This window comes from Colwellia sp. M166 (assembly GCF_024585285.1).
In the GTDB taxonomy this organism is placed as follows: domain Bacteria; phylum Pseudomonadota; class Gammaproteobacteria; order Enterobacterales; family Alteromonadaceae; genus Cognaticolwellia.
In genome coordinates this window covers 3646133-3661617 of the sequence record NZ_CP040755.1, presented here as the reverse complement: position 1 = coordinate 3661617, position 15485 = coordinate 3646133, and the positions used below count along the sequence as shown (strand labels likewise).

The 15485-nt window shown below is 37.6% G+C and carries 15 protein-coding genes and 2 tRNA genes; 10 read left to right on the top strand and 7 right to left on the bottom strand.

The annotated features are described in order from the left end of the window. Positions 1 to 136: 136 nt before the first annotated feature. The 4 genes from FGD67_RS16565 to FGD67_RS16550 all read right to left on the bottom strand — a co-directional run bounded on the left by FGD67_RS16565 (position 137) and on the right by FGD67_RS16550 (position 4709). A complete protein-coding gene (locus FGD67_RS16565) occupies positions 137 to 442 on the bottom strand; it encodes a DUF1289 domain-containing protein (RefSeq protein WP_257172188.1) in 306 nt (101 codons plus the stop codon). Positions 443 to 515: 73 nt separating this feature from the next. Beyond that, on the bottom strand, positions 516 to 2072 hold the full coding sequence (locus tag FGD67_RS16560; protein ID WP_257172187.1) for a SulP family inorganic anion transporter: 1557 nt from the start codon (positions 2070 to 2072) through the stop codon (positions 516 to 518). Between the two features lie 296 nt (positions 2073 to 2368). Beyond that, positions 2369 to 3040, bottom strand: coding sequence for a GntR family transcriptional regulator (locus FGD67_RS16555; RefSeq protein ID WP_257172186.1), 672 nt, complete (start codon positions 3038 to 3040; stop codon positions 2369 to 2371). 67 nt (positions 3041 to 3107) lie between these two features. Beyond that, entirely contained in the window at positions 3108 to 4709 is a 1602-nt protein-coding gene (locus FGD67_RS16550; protein WP_257172185.1) for an ATP-binding protein, read from the bottom strand. Positions 4710 to 5149: 440 nt separating this feature from the next. Here FGD67_RS16550 and FGD67_RS16545 point away from each other — a divergent pair, with 440 nt between their 5' ends. The 3 genes from FGD67_RS16545 (at position 5150) to FGD67_RS16535 (ending at position 7699) form a co-directional block, all read left to right on the top strand. Beyond that, positions 5150 to 6586 (top strand): DNA-3-methyladenine glycosylase 2 family protein, encoded by a 1437-nt coding sequence (locus FGD67_RS16545; protein ID WP_257172184.1) that lies wholly within the window; start codon positions 5150 to 5152, stop codon positions 6584 to 6586. Positions 6587 to 6629: 43 nt separating this feature from the next. Continuing rightward, a complete protein-coding gene (locus FGD67_RS16540) occupies positions 6630 to 7106 on the top strand; it encodes a methylated-DNA--[protein]-cysteine S-methyltransferase (RefSeq protein ID WP_257172183.1) in 477 nt (158 codons plus the stop codon). Between the two features lie 248 nt (positions 7107 to 7354). After that, positions 7355 to 7699, top strand: a complete 345-nt coding sequence (locus FGD67_RS16535; RefSeq protein ID WP_257172182.1) for a hypothetical protein — start codon at positions 7355 to 7357, stop codon at positions 7697 to 7699. An 89-nt stretch (positions 7700 to 7788) separates the two neighbouring features. Here the strand turns inward: FGD67_RS16535 and trmB are convergent, their stop codons facing one another. Both trmB and FGD67_RS16525 read right to left on the bottom strand, forming a co-directional pair. Next, positions 7789 to 8514 carry a tRNA (guanosine(46)-N7)-methyltransferase TrmB gene (gene trmB, locus FGD67_RS16530; protein ID WP_257172181.1) on the bottom strand — a complete coding sequence of 242 codons (726 nt, stop codon included), beginning with the start codon at positions 8512 to 8514 and terminating at the stop codon, positions 7789 to 7791. Positions 8515 to 8663: 149 nt separating this feature from the next. Then, positions 8664 to 9002 carry a YggL family protein gene (locus FGD67_RS16525; RefSeq protein ID WP_257172180.1) on the bottom strand — a complete coding sequence of 113 codons (339 nt, stop codon included), beginning with the start codon at positions 9000 to 9002 and terminating at the stop codon, positions 8664 to 8666. Between FGD67_RS16525 and mutY the strand changes: the two genes are divergently transcribed. The 5 genes from mutY to FGD67_RS16500 all read left to right on the top strand — a co-directional run bounded on the left by mutY (position 9001) and on the right by FGD67_RS16500 (position 13257). Beyond that, positions 9001 to 10206: an A/G-specific adenine glycosylase gene (mutY, locus tag FGD67_RS16520; RefSeq protein WP_373567787.1), complete on the top strand. Its 1206-nt coding sequence runs from the start codon at positions 9001 to 9003 to the stop codon at positions 10204 to 10206. The two genes, FGD67_RS16525 and mutY, sit on opposite strands and share 2 nt — an antisense overlap. A gap of 41 nt (positions 10207 to 10247) precedes the next feature. Next, positions 10248 to 10520, top strand: a complete 273-nt coding sequence (locus FGD67_RS16515) for an oxidative damage protection protein (protein ID WP_257172179.1) — start codon at positions 10248 to 10250, stop codon at positions 10518 to 10520. Between the two features lie 453 nt (positions 10521 to 10973). Then, positions 10974 to 11049 (top strand) — tRNA-Phe (locus FGD67_RS16510). A gap of 119 nt (positions 11050 to 11168) precedes the next feature. Then, a tRNA-Thr gene (locus FGD67_RS16505) sits at positions 11169 to 11244 on the top strand. A gap of 552 nt (positions 11245 to 11796) precedes the next feature. Continuing rightward, the gene (locus FGD67_RS16500) at positions 11797 to 13257 is read left to right on the top strand and encodes a P-loop ATPase, Sll1717 family (RefSeq protein WP_257172178.1); all 1461 of its coding nucleotides are present in this window, start codon (positions 11797 to 11799) and stop codon (positions 13255 to 13257) included. A 111-nt stretch (positions 13258 to 13368) separates the two neighbouring features. On the opposite strand, the gene FGD67_RS16495 is transcribed toward FGD67_RS16500, so the two are convergent. Further along, positions 13369 to 13587 carry a tyrosine-type recombinase/integrase gene (locus FGD67_RS16495; protein ID WP_257175144.1) on the bottom strand — a complete coding sequence of 73 codons (219 nt, stop codon included), beginning with the start codon at positions 13585 to 13587 and terminating at the stop codon, positions 13369 to 13371. A gap of 233 nt (positions 13588 to 13820) precedes the next feature. Between FGD67_RS16495 and FGD67_RS16490 the strand changes: the two genes are divergently transcribed. Both FGD67_RS16490 and FGD67_RS16485 read left to right on the top strand, forming a co-directional pair. Further along, positions 13821 to 14234 carry a LexA family transcriptional regulator gene (locus FGD67_RS16490; protein WP_257172177.1) on the top strand — a complete coding sequence of 138 codons (414 nt, stop codon included), beginning with the start codon at positions 13821 to 13823 and terminating at the stop codon, positions 14232 to 14234. Further along, on the top strand, positions 14222 to 15478 hold the full coding sequence (locus tag FGD67_RS16485) for a Y-family DNA polymerase (protein WP_257172176.1): 1257 nt from the start codon (positions 14222 to 14224) through the stop codon (positions 15476 to 15478). The genes FGD67_RS16490 and FGD67_RS16485 overlap by 13 nt, the downstream gene beginning before the upstream one ends. The last annotated feature ends 7 nt before the right edge of the window (positions 15479 to 15485 follow it).

Here is a 15485-nt window from a genome sequence, read left to right as displayed (position 1 = left end):
TGAACTACTGACGTAATTTATAATTATTAATACTACAGTATTATGAAATGTCTCTGACAACAAGCCAGAGATAAAGGGGAGTTATGCAATTGCGTTGAACTGTCAGCTATCTGCGATAAATGGGCTAAGCAGTAGGCTATAATTCAAAATCATCAAAGTCAAAATCACTGCTGTTATCAATTCGCGGCTTACTCGGTGCATCAAGTAGAGACGCTTGTTTATTTTCAACAATTACTTCCGCAAGCTTAACTTTAACAGGTTGGTTTTTACGCTTCTTACGTTGCTGACAGCGCTTAATAATTTTCTGACGCTGAACAGAATCTGATGACAGCCAATTTAAGCGTTCGTCTCGGGTACGAAAACAGCCTAAGCATTGGCCTTTATCATCAGACTGACAAACACCAATGCAAGGACTAGGCACATCAAAAAATTCTAATTGCATTTATTTATACTTAAATTAAATTGCCTTATTAAACAGATACGATAAGTATAGCTTATCGCATCTTATCGCCTATTTAACCTAGTTTATCTGTCGCAATATGGTAATCAGGATCTTCAATGACATTGATTTCCACTAAGCTACCCGCTTTAGTTAACAGCTGCGTACATTCTTTACTTAAATGTCTTAAATGCATTTGCTTACCACGGTTAATATAACGCTCCGCTAAAGTATCAATCGCTTCTATAGCTGAATGATCGGCTACGCGAGAGTTTTTAAACTCAACAATGACATCATTGCTATCGTTTTCCATATCAAATTGCTCTAAAAAGCTTGATACCGAGCCGAAAAATAAAGGGCCATTGACGTCATAAACTGTTGAGCCTTTACCATCAACTGAACGATGAACAATAACGTGTTTAGCATGTTCCCAAGCAAAAACTAGTGCTGAAACAATAACGCCTACCACAACCGCGATAGCTAAATCAGTTGCCACAGTAACCGCTGAAACTAAGATGATAACAAAAGCATCTGCTTTGGGTACTTTACCTAATATACGTATGCTCGACCATTCGAACGTGCCAATCACGACAATAAACATCACGCCAACCAGTGCCGCTAGAGGGATTTGCTCAATAAGACTTGAAGCAAATAAAATAAAGCCCAGTAAGGCAAGTGCCGCTGTAACACCTGACATACGGCCGCGACCACCAGAGTTTACATTGATCATTGATTGACCAATCATCGCACAACCACCCATACCTCCAAAGAAGCCAGTAACTGTATTCGCTGCACCTTGAGCAACACATTCTTTATTACCATGACCACGAGTACCGGTTAGTTCGTCGATTAATGTCAATGTTAATAACGACTCAATCAAACCAATCGCAGCTAAAATAAACGCAAAAGGTAAAATAACGTATAACGTTTCTAAGTTAAATGGCACATTAGGAATATTAAATTGTGGTAAACCACCGGCAATAGATGCCATCGGATCATTGGTCATATCACGAACAAAATCAACTACGGTACGTGCATCCAAATCAAGACTTTGCACTAAAATAGTAACAACGACTATCGCCACAAGTGATGACGGTACTGCTTTGGTTAGTTTTGGTAAAAAGTGGATAATAGCCATAGTTAACGCGATTAAACCCACCATAATCATTAATTGACTGCCTTGCATCCAAGCTAATACGCCATTCTCATCAGTAACTTTAAATTGCCCTAACTGAGCAAGGAAAATAACAATAGCTAAGCCGTTAACAAAACCTAACATAACGGGGTGAGGTACTAAGCGGATAAACTTACCCAGCTTAAATATACCAGCCAGTATTTGTAGCAGACCTGTTAGCACCACGGTGGCAAATAGGTACTCAACACCATGAATAGCCACCAAGCTCACCATCACAACCGCCATAGCACCTGTGGCACCAGAAATCATACCTGGACGCCCACCAAAGATAGAGGTAATTAACCCCACCATAAAAGCAGCATACAAACCAACAAGAGGCTCAACTCCGGCGACAAAGGCAAAAGCAACAGCTTCAGGTACTAATGCTAAGGCGACTGTAAAGCCCGACAAGACATCATTTTTTAAATTTGCCACTTTACTGGCGTGTAATTCAAACATTATTTTCTCAACTTTGATTAGAACATCAAAAGTACAAGCCCAAATTTATTAACTTGGCTTGTACTTAAATACTTTAGGTATAGACCCGAAACCACCTAATGACAGGTAATCTAAACAAAAATCGTTATCTTTCGGGGCTTGAAGGCGCGGGAATACTATAGATATATAGCTAAAAAGTCAATATATGCTCAAAATTACATCAAGATTTTCAAGCAAATAACAAGTCTATGCCAAAGCATAAAATTGATTTTTAGCGCAGAACATTTCTTAACTCAAATAGTGCCAGTTAGTTAGAATTAACCACTAATAATTGATTCCCGTTCATTTAAAAAGGCTTTAATTTCATCACGAGAGCCCAAAATATGTTGTTGCAACAAGGCAACTGCTTTTTCAACGTTACGTGCTTTACATAGCGCTAAAATTTCATTGTGTTCCGATTCTGCTTTAGAAATACCACCAGCCCAAAGTAAATGCATACGAATATAACGGTCAGCATTTTTATTGAGCATATTAACTAAAACTTGAGTTTGTGGACGTTCTGCCTCGGAGTATAAGCAATTATGGTAATCTGAATTAAGTTCACTCCAGGTGTTAGCCGCATTTTCTTTGCCAAGTGCTTTATCAAGCCTTTTCAGTAATTGTGTTGCTTCTTCCAATTTTTCATTGCTAAGACGTGGCAATGAGTTTGCCAATAAATCAGCTTCTAGCATCGCACGTAACTCAAACAGCTCATCTACCTGATCAGCATTTAGCTCGGTTGCCGTTGCCCCTTTATGTGGTTCAAAAACCACTAAACCTTCACCCTCAAGTTGTAGTAAAGCTTCTCTTACTGGAATTCGGCTAACATTTAACTCGCTTGCAAGCGCAGCTTGTCTTAAAGGTTGCCCCGCTTGAATCTCACCACTTAAGATTTTCTCTCTCAGTGTTTCCACAACTAATTGCGTTCTGGTTTTATATACTATGCTCATACTGGGCTTCCTGAAAATATTGCCGCTATTATAAATAACCACACGTTAAACACAAAAAAGGCCGATATTAATCAATCAACTTCAAATTTGGACTTAGCTGTTCGGTATTACTTCCTTGTTCTGTTTGCAAAGGCACTTTAACAACAAAGCAGCAGCCATGATCGCTTGCAACAACTTTAATACTCCCGCCCAACTTAGTGTTGACTAAATTGTAAACTATATTCATACCTAAGCCTGAGCCACCGAAGCCACGTTTAGTAGTGACAAAAGGGTCAAATATTTTATCTTTTATTTTCTCATCCAAACCTTTGCCATTATCCTGATATATTAATATTAGGCTTTCTTTATTCACTTGAAATTCAATGGATATTTCACCTTCCATACGATTTTCAAAGCCATGGATATGTGAGTTGGTCAAAAAATTTGTCAGTATTTGATTCCATGCACTTGGAAAAGTAAACACATTCAATGCTTCATCAATTTTTATCTTAATCGTATAGTTTTTTTGTTTAAATAAGGTTTTAACAGTATTTACAACGTCATTAACATGTCGGTACAAATTTATATTGATCTTGGGATCAGTGTGATGCTCAACCGCGACAGATTTAAAGCTTCGAATTAAATCAACCGCTTTATTTAAACTACGTTCAATAATTTGCTCGTATTCAACGAACAGATTTAAAATTGAGGTTAATTGTTTTCTTGTCAGCTTCTCATCAATAAGTGATTGATTCAATTCTGATATCTTTTCCTTTAAAGCACTGACTGACGTTACGCAAATACCTAAAGGGGTATTAACCTCATGGGCAACTCCGGCAACTAATTGCCCAAGTGAAGCCATTTTTTCTGACTGTACCAGCTGATCTTTTGCTAAGGTTAATTCATTTAAAGATTGTTGTAAGTGTTGATTGATTTCAGCGAGTTTGGCTGTACGCTCATAAACTTTTATCTCTAAATCACCATTGAGATTAATTAAGGCATTTTCAGCATCTTCTAGCTGAATAATATCGTCCTTGAGTGTCAAGCGCATATCATTAATGGCTGATACGAGTTCATCAAGCTCATCGGTTCTTTCACCACAATTTTCGAGTATTAAAGGAGTGTCTATACTTTGCCCTGTCATCGCTTTCGAATATAGGGTGATGCGATATAGGTGGCGAGTAATAAGCCAATGAACAATAAAAAAAGTACAGAAGGCAACAATAAAAATCTTAATAAATTCTGAAACTACAATAAAGCCAGCTCTCTGTTGTAGCTCTTGATAAATATCTTGATAATCAGCAGATATGACCATATTGCCAATACTGTTACCTTCAAAAATAATCGGATAGCTTTCTGTTTTTTTAAGCGCATCGGTAGTATCACCAACTTGATATACTTTACCGAAGCTCGTGGTTATTTTTACATGACGAATATCAGCTAAACGTAAAATCCCATCAATTTGTTGTCGAACTAAAGGTTCATTAAAGTCCCACAAACTGGTTGATATTGATTGATTAAAACTAAGTTCAATATCATTAAAGCGCTCATCAAGCTTAGAGACACCGCTTTGAAAGTCCACATATAGCTGAATCATAGTTGAGCACACAGACAGCAAAGCACTGCAGAGGAAAATATAAATAAAGACTCGTCGACTTAATTTACTATTAAAAGCACCCTTATTATCCATTACTTCATCCACGCAATGTTTTTTATCACAGATAAAACCTATAAGAATTATCTAAGCACATGTATATATCCTTAAATCGTAACACTATTTAAATAATAGTGGGCAATAATGTCAAATAACAAACTCATTAATTTTTATCAATATTATGTACAACGCCGAAGCTAAAGGCCTTCTTTAGCATAATGAATAAATCACTATGATTAAAAAGTAACTTTCACTAGATAAAAAATAATACAACTGAGTTTACCGTAGAATTAAAAAACCAACCTTGAGCTAAGTTATCTGTTATTGAAGTACTGTGTTGTAGAAGTATTAACTCTTTGGACATTATTATATTTTAGGTCTTGTCCGATTACCGCTAGTTATTTACATTGCCTAGCGTATCATCAAAGAAAAATTTGCCAAAGTAATAAAGGTATCACTATGACTAAAAATAAAATATGTTAAATGTTGCGGTTTGTGAAAAAGCACGCTTAAGCCGTGATGCTCGTTTTGATGGCAAATTTTTTACTGCCGTTTTCACTACTGGCATTTTTTGTCGTCCGGTGTGCCCCGCTAGAGCTCCAAAGCCTGAAAATGTAACCTATTACGAAAGTGCGGAATTAGCGCAACAATCGGGTTTTCGTCCCTGTAAACGTTGTTTTCCTCAACTGGCACCAAGCTTACCGCTACCAAGAAAAATAAAGCAAATTAGCCAAGCCTATTATGAAAACAATTACAGTTTACAAAAATGCGCTCAACAACTAGATATGAGTGAAAGGCAAATTCATCGTATTTTTATAAAATATTATGGCTTACCGCCGAGTGAATTCTTTCATCAACAACGTTTATTGCTTGCCCATAAACTACTTATTTCGACATCATTAAGTATGACCAACATCGCTTTTGCCTCTGGTTTTAATAGCATACGACGTTTTAATGAAGTCATTATGCAAACTTACAAAACCACACCCAGTGATATCAGAGGTAAAAAAGTCATCAGCGCTGAAAACCAAGTTACTATATTATTGCCATATAAAGCACCTTTTGACTGGCCGCTTATGCTGAGTTTTTTCCAAACAAGAAAAATGAGTAATATTGAAGAGATTAATACTGAGCATTATTTTCGTACCCTAGCGTTGGATGACTGCAGAGGCTGGCTAAAAGTTAGTCATCACGAAAGTAAGAATGCTTTGAACTTAACCGTTAAGTTAACTGACTACAGTTATTTGCACCAAGTCATTGTACGGGTTCGCCGTATGTTTGACTTAGATGCTGACATGCAAATCATTCATCAGCACTTAATAAAACATCCCAAGCTAGCAGCTGTTATCGAACAGTTTCCTGGTTTGCGTTTACCTGGCTGCTGGGATATTTTTGAATTTTCTATACGAGCGATATTAGGTCAGCAAATCTCGGTAAAAGGCGCAACGACTCTTGCTCAACGTATTGCTGAAAAATATGGTGATGATATTGCCAATAGTGAGTTAATAGGCAATGACAAACCGTCAAAATATTTTCCGAGTATTAACGCATTACTAAATGCAGATTACCAAGACATAGGTTTAACTCGCTCTCGCATCACCACTTTACAAACTTGGGTAACCTACTTTCAAGCCCAGCAAAGCATATTCGCAAAAGGTTTAACAATTGAAGAGCTTGAAATAGCACTAACAAAACTTAAAGGTATTGGCCCTTGGACAGTCAATTATATTGCTATGCGTGGCTTAAGCGATCCAGACGCCTTTCCAAGTGCTGATTTAGGTATCATTAAAGCCTTAACTTACGATGAAATTAAACCCAAAAATAAAGCCATATTAGCTTTAGCGGAAAGTTGGCGGCCTTGGCGTGCTTACGCTGCTATTTATTTATGGCAATCTCTAGCAGCTAAAACCTAAAATATCCCATGTCTATTTACGCTAATGATCAGGAACCTTAAAAATGTATTACTGTACGTACCAATCACCCTTAGGTGAAATAGCCTTAACAGCCAATGTTCATGGTTTAAGCGCGCTAGCATTTCAAGCGGGAAAGTCACCGATAGCCTTTGCAGGGTTAAGCCACGATAACAGCAAGTTTACGGAGGTTATCCAACAGTTATCTGAATATTTCACAGGCAGTAGAAAGCACTTCGACATCCCCTTAGCACCCACAGGAACGAATTTTCAAAAACAAGTTTGGCAGGCATTAACTGAAATTCCCTGCGGTGAAACAAAAAGCTATGCTTGGATTGCTAAAAGCATTAATAATGAAAAAGCGGTTCGTGCGGTTGGTACGGCAAATGGCGCTAACCCGATTGCGCTTATTGTGCCGTGTCATCGTGTTATTGGTAGTAATGGTAAATTAACCGGTTATGCCGGTGGTTTAGCTTTAAAAGCAAAATTATTAATGCACGAAGGTGCACAGTTCAAACCTTAGTCGTTTACTGATGATGATATTAGCTACCCTAGATATACGGCTGTATAAGATATTAACTGCTGAGCCATTGCACCATTGAGTCACTGCAAGTGTTTTAACCCGTATTTAAAATCACTTATGCTAAGATGATTTAGGCTTTTTCTTTAGCTAAATAAAGTAAATTAATCGCCATTAAAAACCTTAACCGTAAGCAAAGAATACTGTTATCATGACGCGTTATTTTTTGACTTTATTTGGGTATTATTGTTTTGGAAATCATTGTTATAATCGCAGCTTTATTCTTAATTTGGCTAATATGGCAGTTGATGCGTGCCAAACGCTTCACCCAATTTAAACGGCAAATTATTCAAGAGTTAAAACCTAAAGTTATTGAAAATATTATTACAGAAATGGCTGAAACTCGTGACGAACTGTTACCAAATACCCCAGCACACCAAGAAGCGACAATTCATTATTGGAGTGCATCGGTAGGTCGAATTTTACAAGCAGCGTTAAGACGAGAAATTATTGATGAACAATGGTTAAAAGAAACCGGGAATTTACGTAATAGTCAGCACTTATTTCATATTGAACGCGACAAGTTGCACCGATAAACGGCGATAGGTATTATCATAACCGCAGAATTAAACCACAAATGAATAAAGGTGGTAGATTATACCACCTTAACAAACCTGAGCTGAAATTAACTAATGCGACTAAATTGCAAATCCCAAACACCATGCCCTAAGTTCTGACCACGGTTTTCAAATTTAGTTAACGGGCGAGAGTCTGGGCGTGGCACATAATCATCGTTTGATGATAAGTTTTTATAACCAGGTGAAGATTTCATATCTTCTAGCATACATTCCGCATAGTTTTCCCAGTCAGTCGCCATATGAAAAACGCCACCCATTTTAAGCTTTTGGCGAATAACTTCAACAAAGCTCGCTTGTACAATGCGACGTTTATGATGCTTCTTTTTATGCCATGGATCAGGAAAAAACAATTGCACAGTTGTTAGCGACTCAGCGGGAATACAGTCAGCTAAAACCTCAATGGCGTCATGTTCATATACTTTAAGGTTGTTAACGCCCTCTTCTTGCGCTAAGCCGATACACGCCCCTACTCCTGGACGATGTACTTCGACACCAATAAAGTTAAGTTCAGGGGCATTTTTAGCCATTTCGACTAATGACTTACCCATGCCAAAACCAATTTCAAGCACAACAGGATTGTCATTACCAAACAATGCGCTAGGATCAATCAACCCATCTTGATGGTTCAAACCCATGGTGTCCCAAAACTGCTCTAGGGCTTTGGCTTGACCATTAGTAAGGCGGCCTTCACGTTTAACAAAGCTACGAACTTTTCTAATGTACTTGCCTTCTTGCTCTGCTTGTTCAACGGTTTTGTGGCTTCTGTCTGTCATAATGCTATCTATTATTTAGTTGTGTCATCGAAATTAGGGCGCGTATTATCCTTGTTTAAAGACTGAAATTCAATCACGGCATTCTGCCTATCAAGATATAAGTCAACGCCCCTATATTTACATATCAAGTTAAATGAATTAACTCAGAACTATTCTGCCCACCAAACATCGTACAATGGTCCAACGGTAACAGCAGTTGCACCATTATCTGTTAACCATTTTTCGACTAATTGGCGGTGCTCTTCTGTACATTTCCCCAATTGCTGCGTACAAATTAAACCGTGCCATAAGGTATCACCCTCGCCGCCAAAGCCTAAACCATTTGGATCAATAGCTTCATCAAAAAATTTCGTTAAAAAAGCATCAACAGCCTCATTGTCAGCACCTTCATCAAGTTGCCAAGCAATATCAAAACCTAACTCTTGATATTCATCAACGCGTAATTTTTTACGTAAACGATTACTACGATTTTTTGCATCTACTTTCATGTTTAATTCCTTACGGCTTGGTTCAAACCAAACACTGGCTGGTTACTATGTGCGAGAGCATAGTGGCAATAGAAATTTTTGCAATGAAAATCTGAGCTTTATTCGCTACACTGTCGCCGTTATGACAAATAAAACTACTATATCAGCCAAATCTGCCCAAGCATTCAGCGACCAAGTATTATCATGGTTTCAGTTGCAAGGCAGAAAACACTTGCCATGGCAGCAAGATAAAAGCCCTTACCGTGTCTGGATTTCAGAAATTATGCTACAGCAAACGCAGGTAGCAACGGTGATCCCTTATTACTTACGATTTATGGCAAGCTTTCCTAATATTACCGCTTTAGCTGATGCTGATGAAGACACGGTACTTCACCACTGGACCGGCTTAGGTTACTACGCTCGAGCACGAAATTTACATAAAACCGCAAAAACTATTAGAGCTAACTACCAAGGAAGGTTTCCTGAAAATATTGATGAAGTTATCGCACTTCCCGGCATAGGTCGTTCAACCGCAGGTGCGATATTAAGTTTGGCCTTAAATAAGCACCACGCTATTCTAGATGGTAATGTCAAAAGAGTATTAGCCCGTTGCTATAAAGTACAAGGCCATGCTGGCCAAGCCATTTACGAAAAAACCTTATGGCCAATTACTGAGACCTTAACCCCCAAAGTTGGTGTAGCACAGTTTAATCAAGCCATGATGGACTTAGGTGCTATGGTTTGCACACGCTCTAAACCTAAATGTGAAATTTGTCCTATTAATGCAAGCTGTTTGGCCTTTGCTAGCGACGAACAAGCAAGCTATCCTCAAAAAAAGCCAAAAAAAACTATCCCAGAAAAAAGCACCATTATGGTAATACCCCGTGTTAACCAGCAAGTATTAATGGAAAAACGCCCTCCTGCTGGTATTTGGGGTGGTTTATGGTGCTTTTTAGAGATATCAGATACTGATGAGCTAGCTGAATTATTGAGCAAATTAAATCTTGCCCAAACGGCAACATTTGCTTTAGATAAATTTCGCCATACCTTTAGTCACTTTCATCTCGATATAGAAGCTATAGTAATTGATTGTGAGCTATTACCAGCAAAAGAAATTAGCGAAAATAGCACATTGCAGTGGTATAATTTAGCCACAACAGCGTCGGTGGGGTTAGCGGCATCAACGCAGAAATTAATTAAACAGCTTGAGCAATTACCTGTTTAATTTCATCACTTATACAAACCTTTATACAAAGAGAATTTATTATGAGCCGTATCGTTTTTTGTCAAAACTTACAAAAAGAAGCCGAAGGTCTAGGCTTTCAACTTTACCCAGGTGAAGTAGGCAAACGTATTTTTGATAACATTTCTAAAGAAGCATGGGGCCATTGGCAAAAAAAGCAAACCATGCTGATTAACGAAAAAAAAATGAACATGATGAACCCTGATGATCGTGCGTTTTTAGAAGCCGCCATGGTTGCCTATTTATTTGACGGTAAAGAGCCTGAGATTGAAGGTTATACACCCGAGAAAAAATAACAGAACTCGACAGTATTTTTTGTTTCAGTATTTATTACTGAGTTCAGCAATAAAGCTCAGCTTACTATGTGCTGTCAATAAATGAATTTTGTGCTTCCATCTCAGCCGTTTTAATTATTGCAACGGCTGCAGAGGTGCTTAATGGTAGCTTTTTATCCATTTAATATTACCCAATTTATCGCTGGAAGATGCTTTATTACACCGCCAGCGACAAATTTATCATCATAGGCATCGGCACTTTATATGGCCATTAAAAATAACAAATGACCATCAAAGTAGAAAAACTTCGGCTAAATTGTTCCATAAAAGCACAATCAGCTGAAAAAAGCGGCAAACAAACATTTATTTAAAAAAAAGGGTTGACGGGATAAACGAAAAACAGTTTAATACGCCCCGTCTTCAAGGCACAGCCAAGAAGACAATGTACAAGACAATCATTATGGTTGTTAATGTGCCTCGATAGCTCAGTCGGTAGAGCAGAGGATTGAAAATCCTCGTGTCCCTGGTTCGATTCCGGGTCGAGGCACCATTTACACTTTTAGCTTTTAAATTTTAAATAAGCTAAATGTAGGATCAACAAGTTCCGATGTTGATTCGGTGCCAAGATAATTAGTTCAATGCATATAATTATCGCACACATTTTCGTGTGCCGACTTAGCTCAGTTGGTAGAGCAACTGACTTGTAATCAGTAGGTCGCCAGTTCGACTCCGGCAGTCGGCACCATTCCTTCGTAGGAAGCAATAAGCCCTAACTTTGTTAGGGCTTTTTTGTGTCTGTCGTTTGGGTAAATTCTTTAATAGATTTCAATAGCACCAATAAACTCCCCTACCCCACCTATTCTGCGTCCTATACGTGATTTAACTCTGTTGTATCAAAATACTAATAGGTACGAAACACACGCCATTTTGCATTACCCTAACTAGGGCCCTAATTTAACCTAGGGTAAATGAATTGGGTTTGGTTGCTTTATCGATTGATAGAACGTTTATTTGGTAATTTGGGCGAGTAAAAAAGGATTTAATCCGTTGCTTAGGGTATTGACGTTGATCTATAAGCCACTAAAACTGCGGGTGTAATTTATTAGGGTAAGTTAATTGATGATGTAAATATCCGAACTGGGTATTAACACCAGTGATAGCCGTTGGTTTATGTTCATCATAGACAATCTAAACACTCTCTTTAAACCATTTAATAACAATAATTTACCTCTCTATATGCAAACAATATGATATTGTATTTCCATCAAATTCCCATGGACGATGAGAACGACAATAAATGGCATCAATTAACCTTAAAGATAAAAAATTATTTGGAAATGAAGCTGGTGAAGACGAATCACTAGAAGTGCTGAATTCATACTATATAGATCACCGTGACTTTGAATGCTTCTTTGACGTAGACGAAAAGCTTTCAATTGTCAGTGCACGAAAAGGCATGGGTAAATCGGCCTTATTGTCTCGACTTCAATATAAGCTGCAAAGAGATGCTTGTTACAACTCTCCAATAATCATCAGGGTTAAAGGAAATGCTCTACTAGGGCTTGGAAACTTTAAAGGTGACGATCACTCTTACTTGGAAAATTATTGGAAACAAATCATCTGCAAAAGAATTATTGTAGAGATAGGGAATCGTATTGGTTGTGCTTTAACCAGTAACGAAATGTCAATGGTTGAATTATCGGAACTAGACGGTTTAAAAAGCAAAAACCTTATCGGTGGTTTGATCTCTAGAGTTAAAGGAAAGATCCCATTAGTAGGTGCTGAAATTAAGAGTTCTTTACCCGAAAACCTCGATGCTCTACTTCAAAATTATCAAGATGAAAATGCTAATTCAAATGTTTGGTTATTAATTGACGATATTGATGCTAAATTTGAAAATACACCAGAGAACCAAGCTAAAGTTGGCTCTTTTTTTAGCGCTATCAGAGCACTTTCCTTTGAATTGAAAAATTTAAACATTCGAACTACTGTGCGTAGTGATGTATGGTCGTGTCTTCGTCATCTTGAAGATCTAGATAAACTACAACAATACATAATAGAAATATTTTGGAGCAAAAAGCATATGCAAGATATGCTTGCACAAAAGATTCTCGTTTACGTACAAAAGCACTATCCCAAGTCAAAGGCGGCTAAATATAAGCTTAAAGGTGATTATAATAAAATACTTGATTTAGTATTTAAATCCCCTATTGAGTGGCGTAATAACAAAGAAGCTAGGCTTTTCGATGCTATAAGTGCTTTTTCGAATAGAAGACCGAGATGGATGGGGCAGTTATGTAGAATGGCAGGGAAAAAAGCCGATGAAACACTTTATGCTAATAAAATTGCTCTTGATCATATCAATTACATCCTTTCAGATTTTGGTGGTCACCGTCGAGATGATTTAATCAAGGAACATAATCACCAATTTTCTGAATTAAAAATACTAATAGACTCTTTAAGAGCTACTAAGAAAGAGTTTACTTATTCTGAGCTGCACTCAGTTTTAAAAAATAATTACATTAGATCTCGGGAGTTAGAAAGTATTCCAGTTATTGACGGTAAACCCTATGAAGAACATGAAGATCTAGGTGATTTTTTATATAAACTAGGTTTGATTTCTCGTATACACGATGATAGTAAAACCTTTACTCATTTCACAGATGACCCCGATTTATACAGATCGATAGAAAATAGAAATGACAATATTGTTTGGTCAATTCACCCTGCTTATAGAACATTCTTAAATATTCGCTAAGAGCCCACAAGATAGCTAGCAATTACAAACATCCTCTTTGCTAGTTATCTTTCATAAAATAAGAAATTATCGATTCATTATCTCAGTCAGTAAAAACAAATCATCAATAAGTTAATCATTAAACCGATCAATCACTGCTTTCATTTTCTCAGCCACCTGATTCTTCTCAAGATGCGCATAGCGCATGGTGGTTGCGATATTTGAATGCCCTAAAATATGTGCTGTTTCCTGAACCGTCATACCATTTTGTACTAATCGACTAGCACACGTATGACGAAAATCATGTACTCGAAAATCTTCTATGCCAGCATTTAGAATTGCTCGACGAATGGCGATAGTTGAATGCTTACGTGGATTATTACCGCTTTTATCAGTCCCATTTATTAGATTAAGTCATTTATGATGCAGCTTCTTATCGTTTGTAGGTTTCAGCATCTGATATGCGCGATTCTATATATATATACATTTCATAAAAAAAAGCGGCAATATTAGCTCAATATTTTTCTTGTTATTTATGAAGGCCTCGACGATACTGTATATAAATACAGTATACCTTGAGTGTTATGAAAGTTATTCCAATCTATATAGAAGCAGGGGTTTCTGGTTTTGAATCACCCGCAGCAGAATACAAAGAACTAGGATTATCACTTGATAAACTCCTGATCCGTCACCCTAATGCTACTTTTATTGGTCAAGCTTCAGGTGTTTCAATGCAGGATGTGGGGATCTTTGATGGTGATTTATTAATTGTTGATAGAGCGCTTACTGCGCGAAATGGTGATGTTATTGTCGCTAATTATAACGGCTGCTTTGTTTGCAAGATCATTGATAAGCAACAAGCTCGTTTACTGTCAGCATCTAAACATCATCAACCGATAGCAATTTTACCAAGTGATGACTTTCAACTAGAAGGGGTTGTTACTCGTTCAATTCGACTACATCACCAAGCACCAGAATTAAAAGCATGTATGGCTTAGTTGATGCTACCTCTTTTTATGCCTCGGCTGAAAAAGTATTCGACCCTAGTATTCGCAATAAACCCGTTGTAGTTTTAACCAATAACGACGGTTGCATTTGCGCTGCTTGCCCCATTGCTGAGCGCCTTGGTATTCCTAAATTTACACCTTATTTTCAAATTAAAGATTTATTACACAAACATGGGGTTATTATTCGTTCATCAAATTACGAACTGTATGCTGACTTGTCAGAGCGTATGATGACAGTGATCAGTCGATTTTGTGATAACCAATACATTTACTCTATCGATGAATCCTTTTTATACTTTGATAACTTTCATAAAGCGATTACTAATTGGTATGAATACGGCCACCAAATACGTAAAGCTATATGGAAAGAAACTCGCTTACCTGTTGGCGTTGGTTTTGGTACAACGGCAACATTAGCCAAAGCAGCTAATCATGCTGCTAAAAAGTTATCAGGGTTCGATGGTGTGGCAGTTATTGACACAAAAGACAGTGCATCAGCAATTTTACAACGTATGAATACAGCTGACGTATGGGGTATCGGTAATCGCATAACGAAAAAACTCGCCCTACAAAATATTCATACCGCATTAGATTTAGCGAAGCAAAACCCTAAAAATATTCGTCAGCAATTTAGTGTGGTAACCGAACGCACCGTAAGTGAGTTAAATGGTACTAGCTGCCTATCATGGGATGAAGTTAAAACGCCTAAAAAAGAGATATTTTCAACCCGTAGCTTTGGCCAACGAATAAGTGATTACAACCTGCTTAATGCCGCATTAGCAAGCCATGCTAGCATTGTTGCTAAAAAGCTGCGCCAACAGTCATCACAAGTTAAAAAGCTAATGGTGTTTGCAGCAAATTCACCACACGATAATGATTACTATAAACAAGCGCTTGTTTACCCTTTTGCTATTCCCACCGATAATACTAGCCAACTTGCACAAGCGGTTTCATTAGTTTTACCGAAAATATATCAATCGGGTGTTAACTTTTATCGTTGTGGTGTGGGCGCTATCGAGTTGGCCAGTAATACATTTCAGCAAGGTGATTTATTTGATGTTGATAATAACAATCCTGCACTGATGAAATGTGTTGATAATATTAACAAACGTTACGGTGCTGGTAGTATTAATGTTGCGAGTGCAGGACAAACTCAAAAGTGGAATATGAAGCGGCACTTTCTTAGCCGACAATTCACCACTAATTGGCAGCATATCCCTAAAATAACCTGCTAAAATAGTT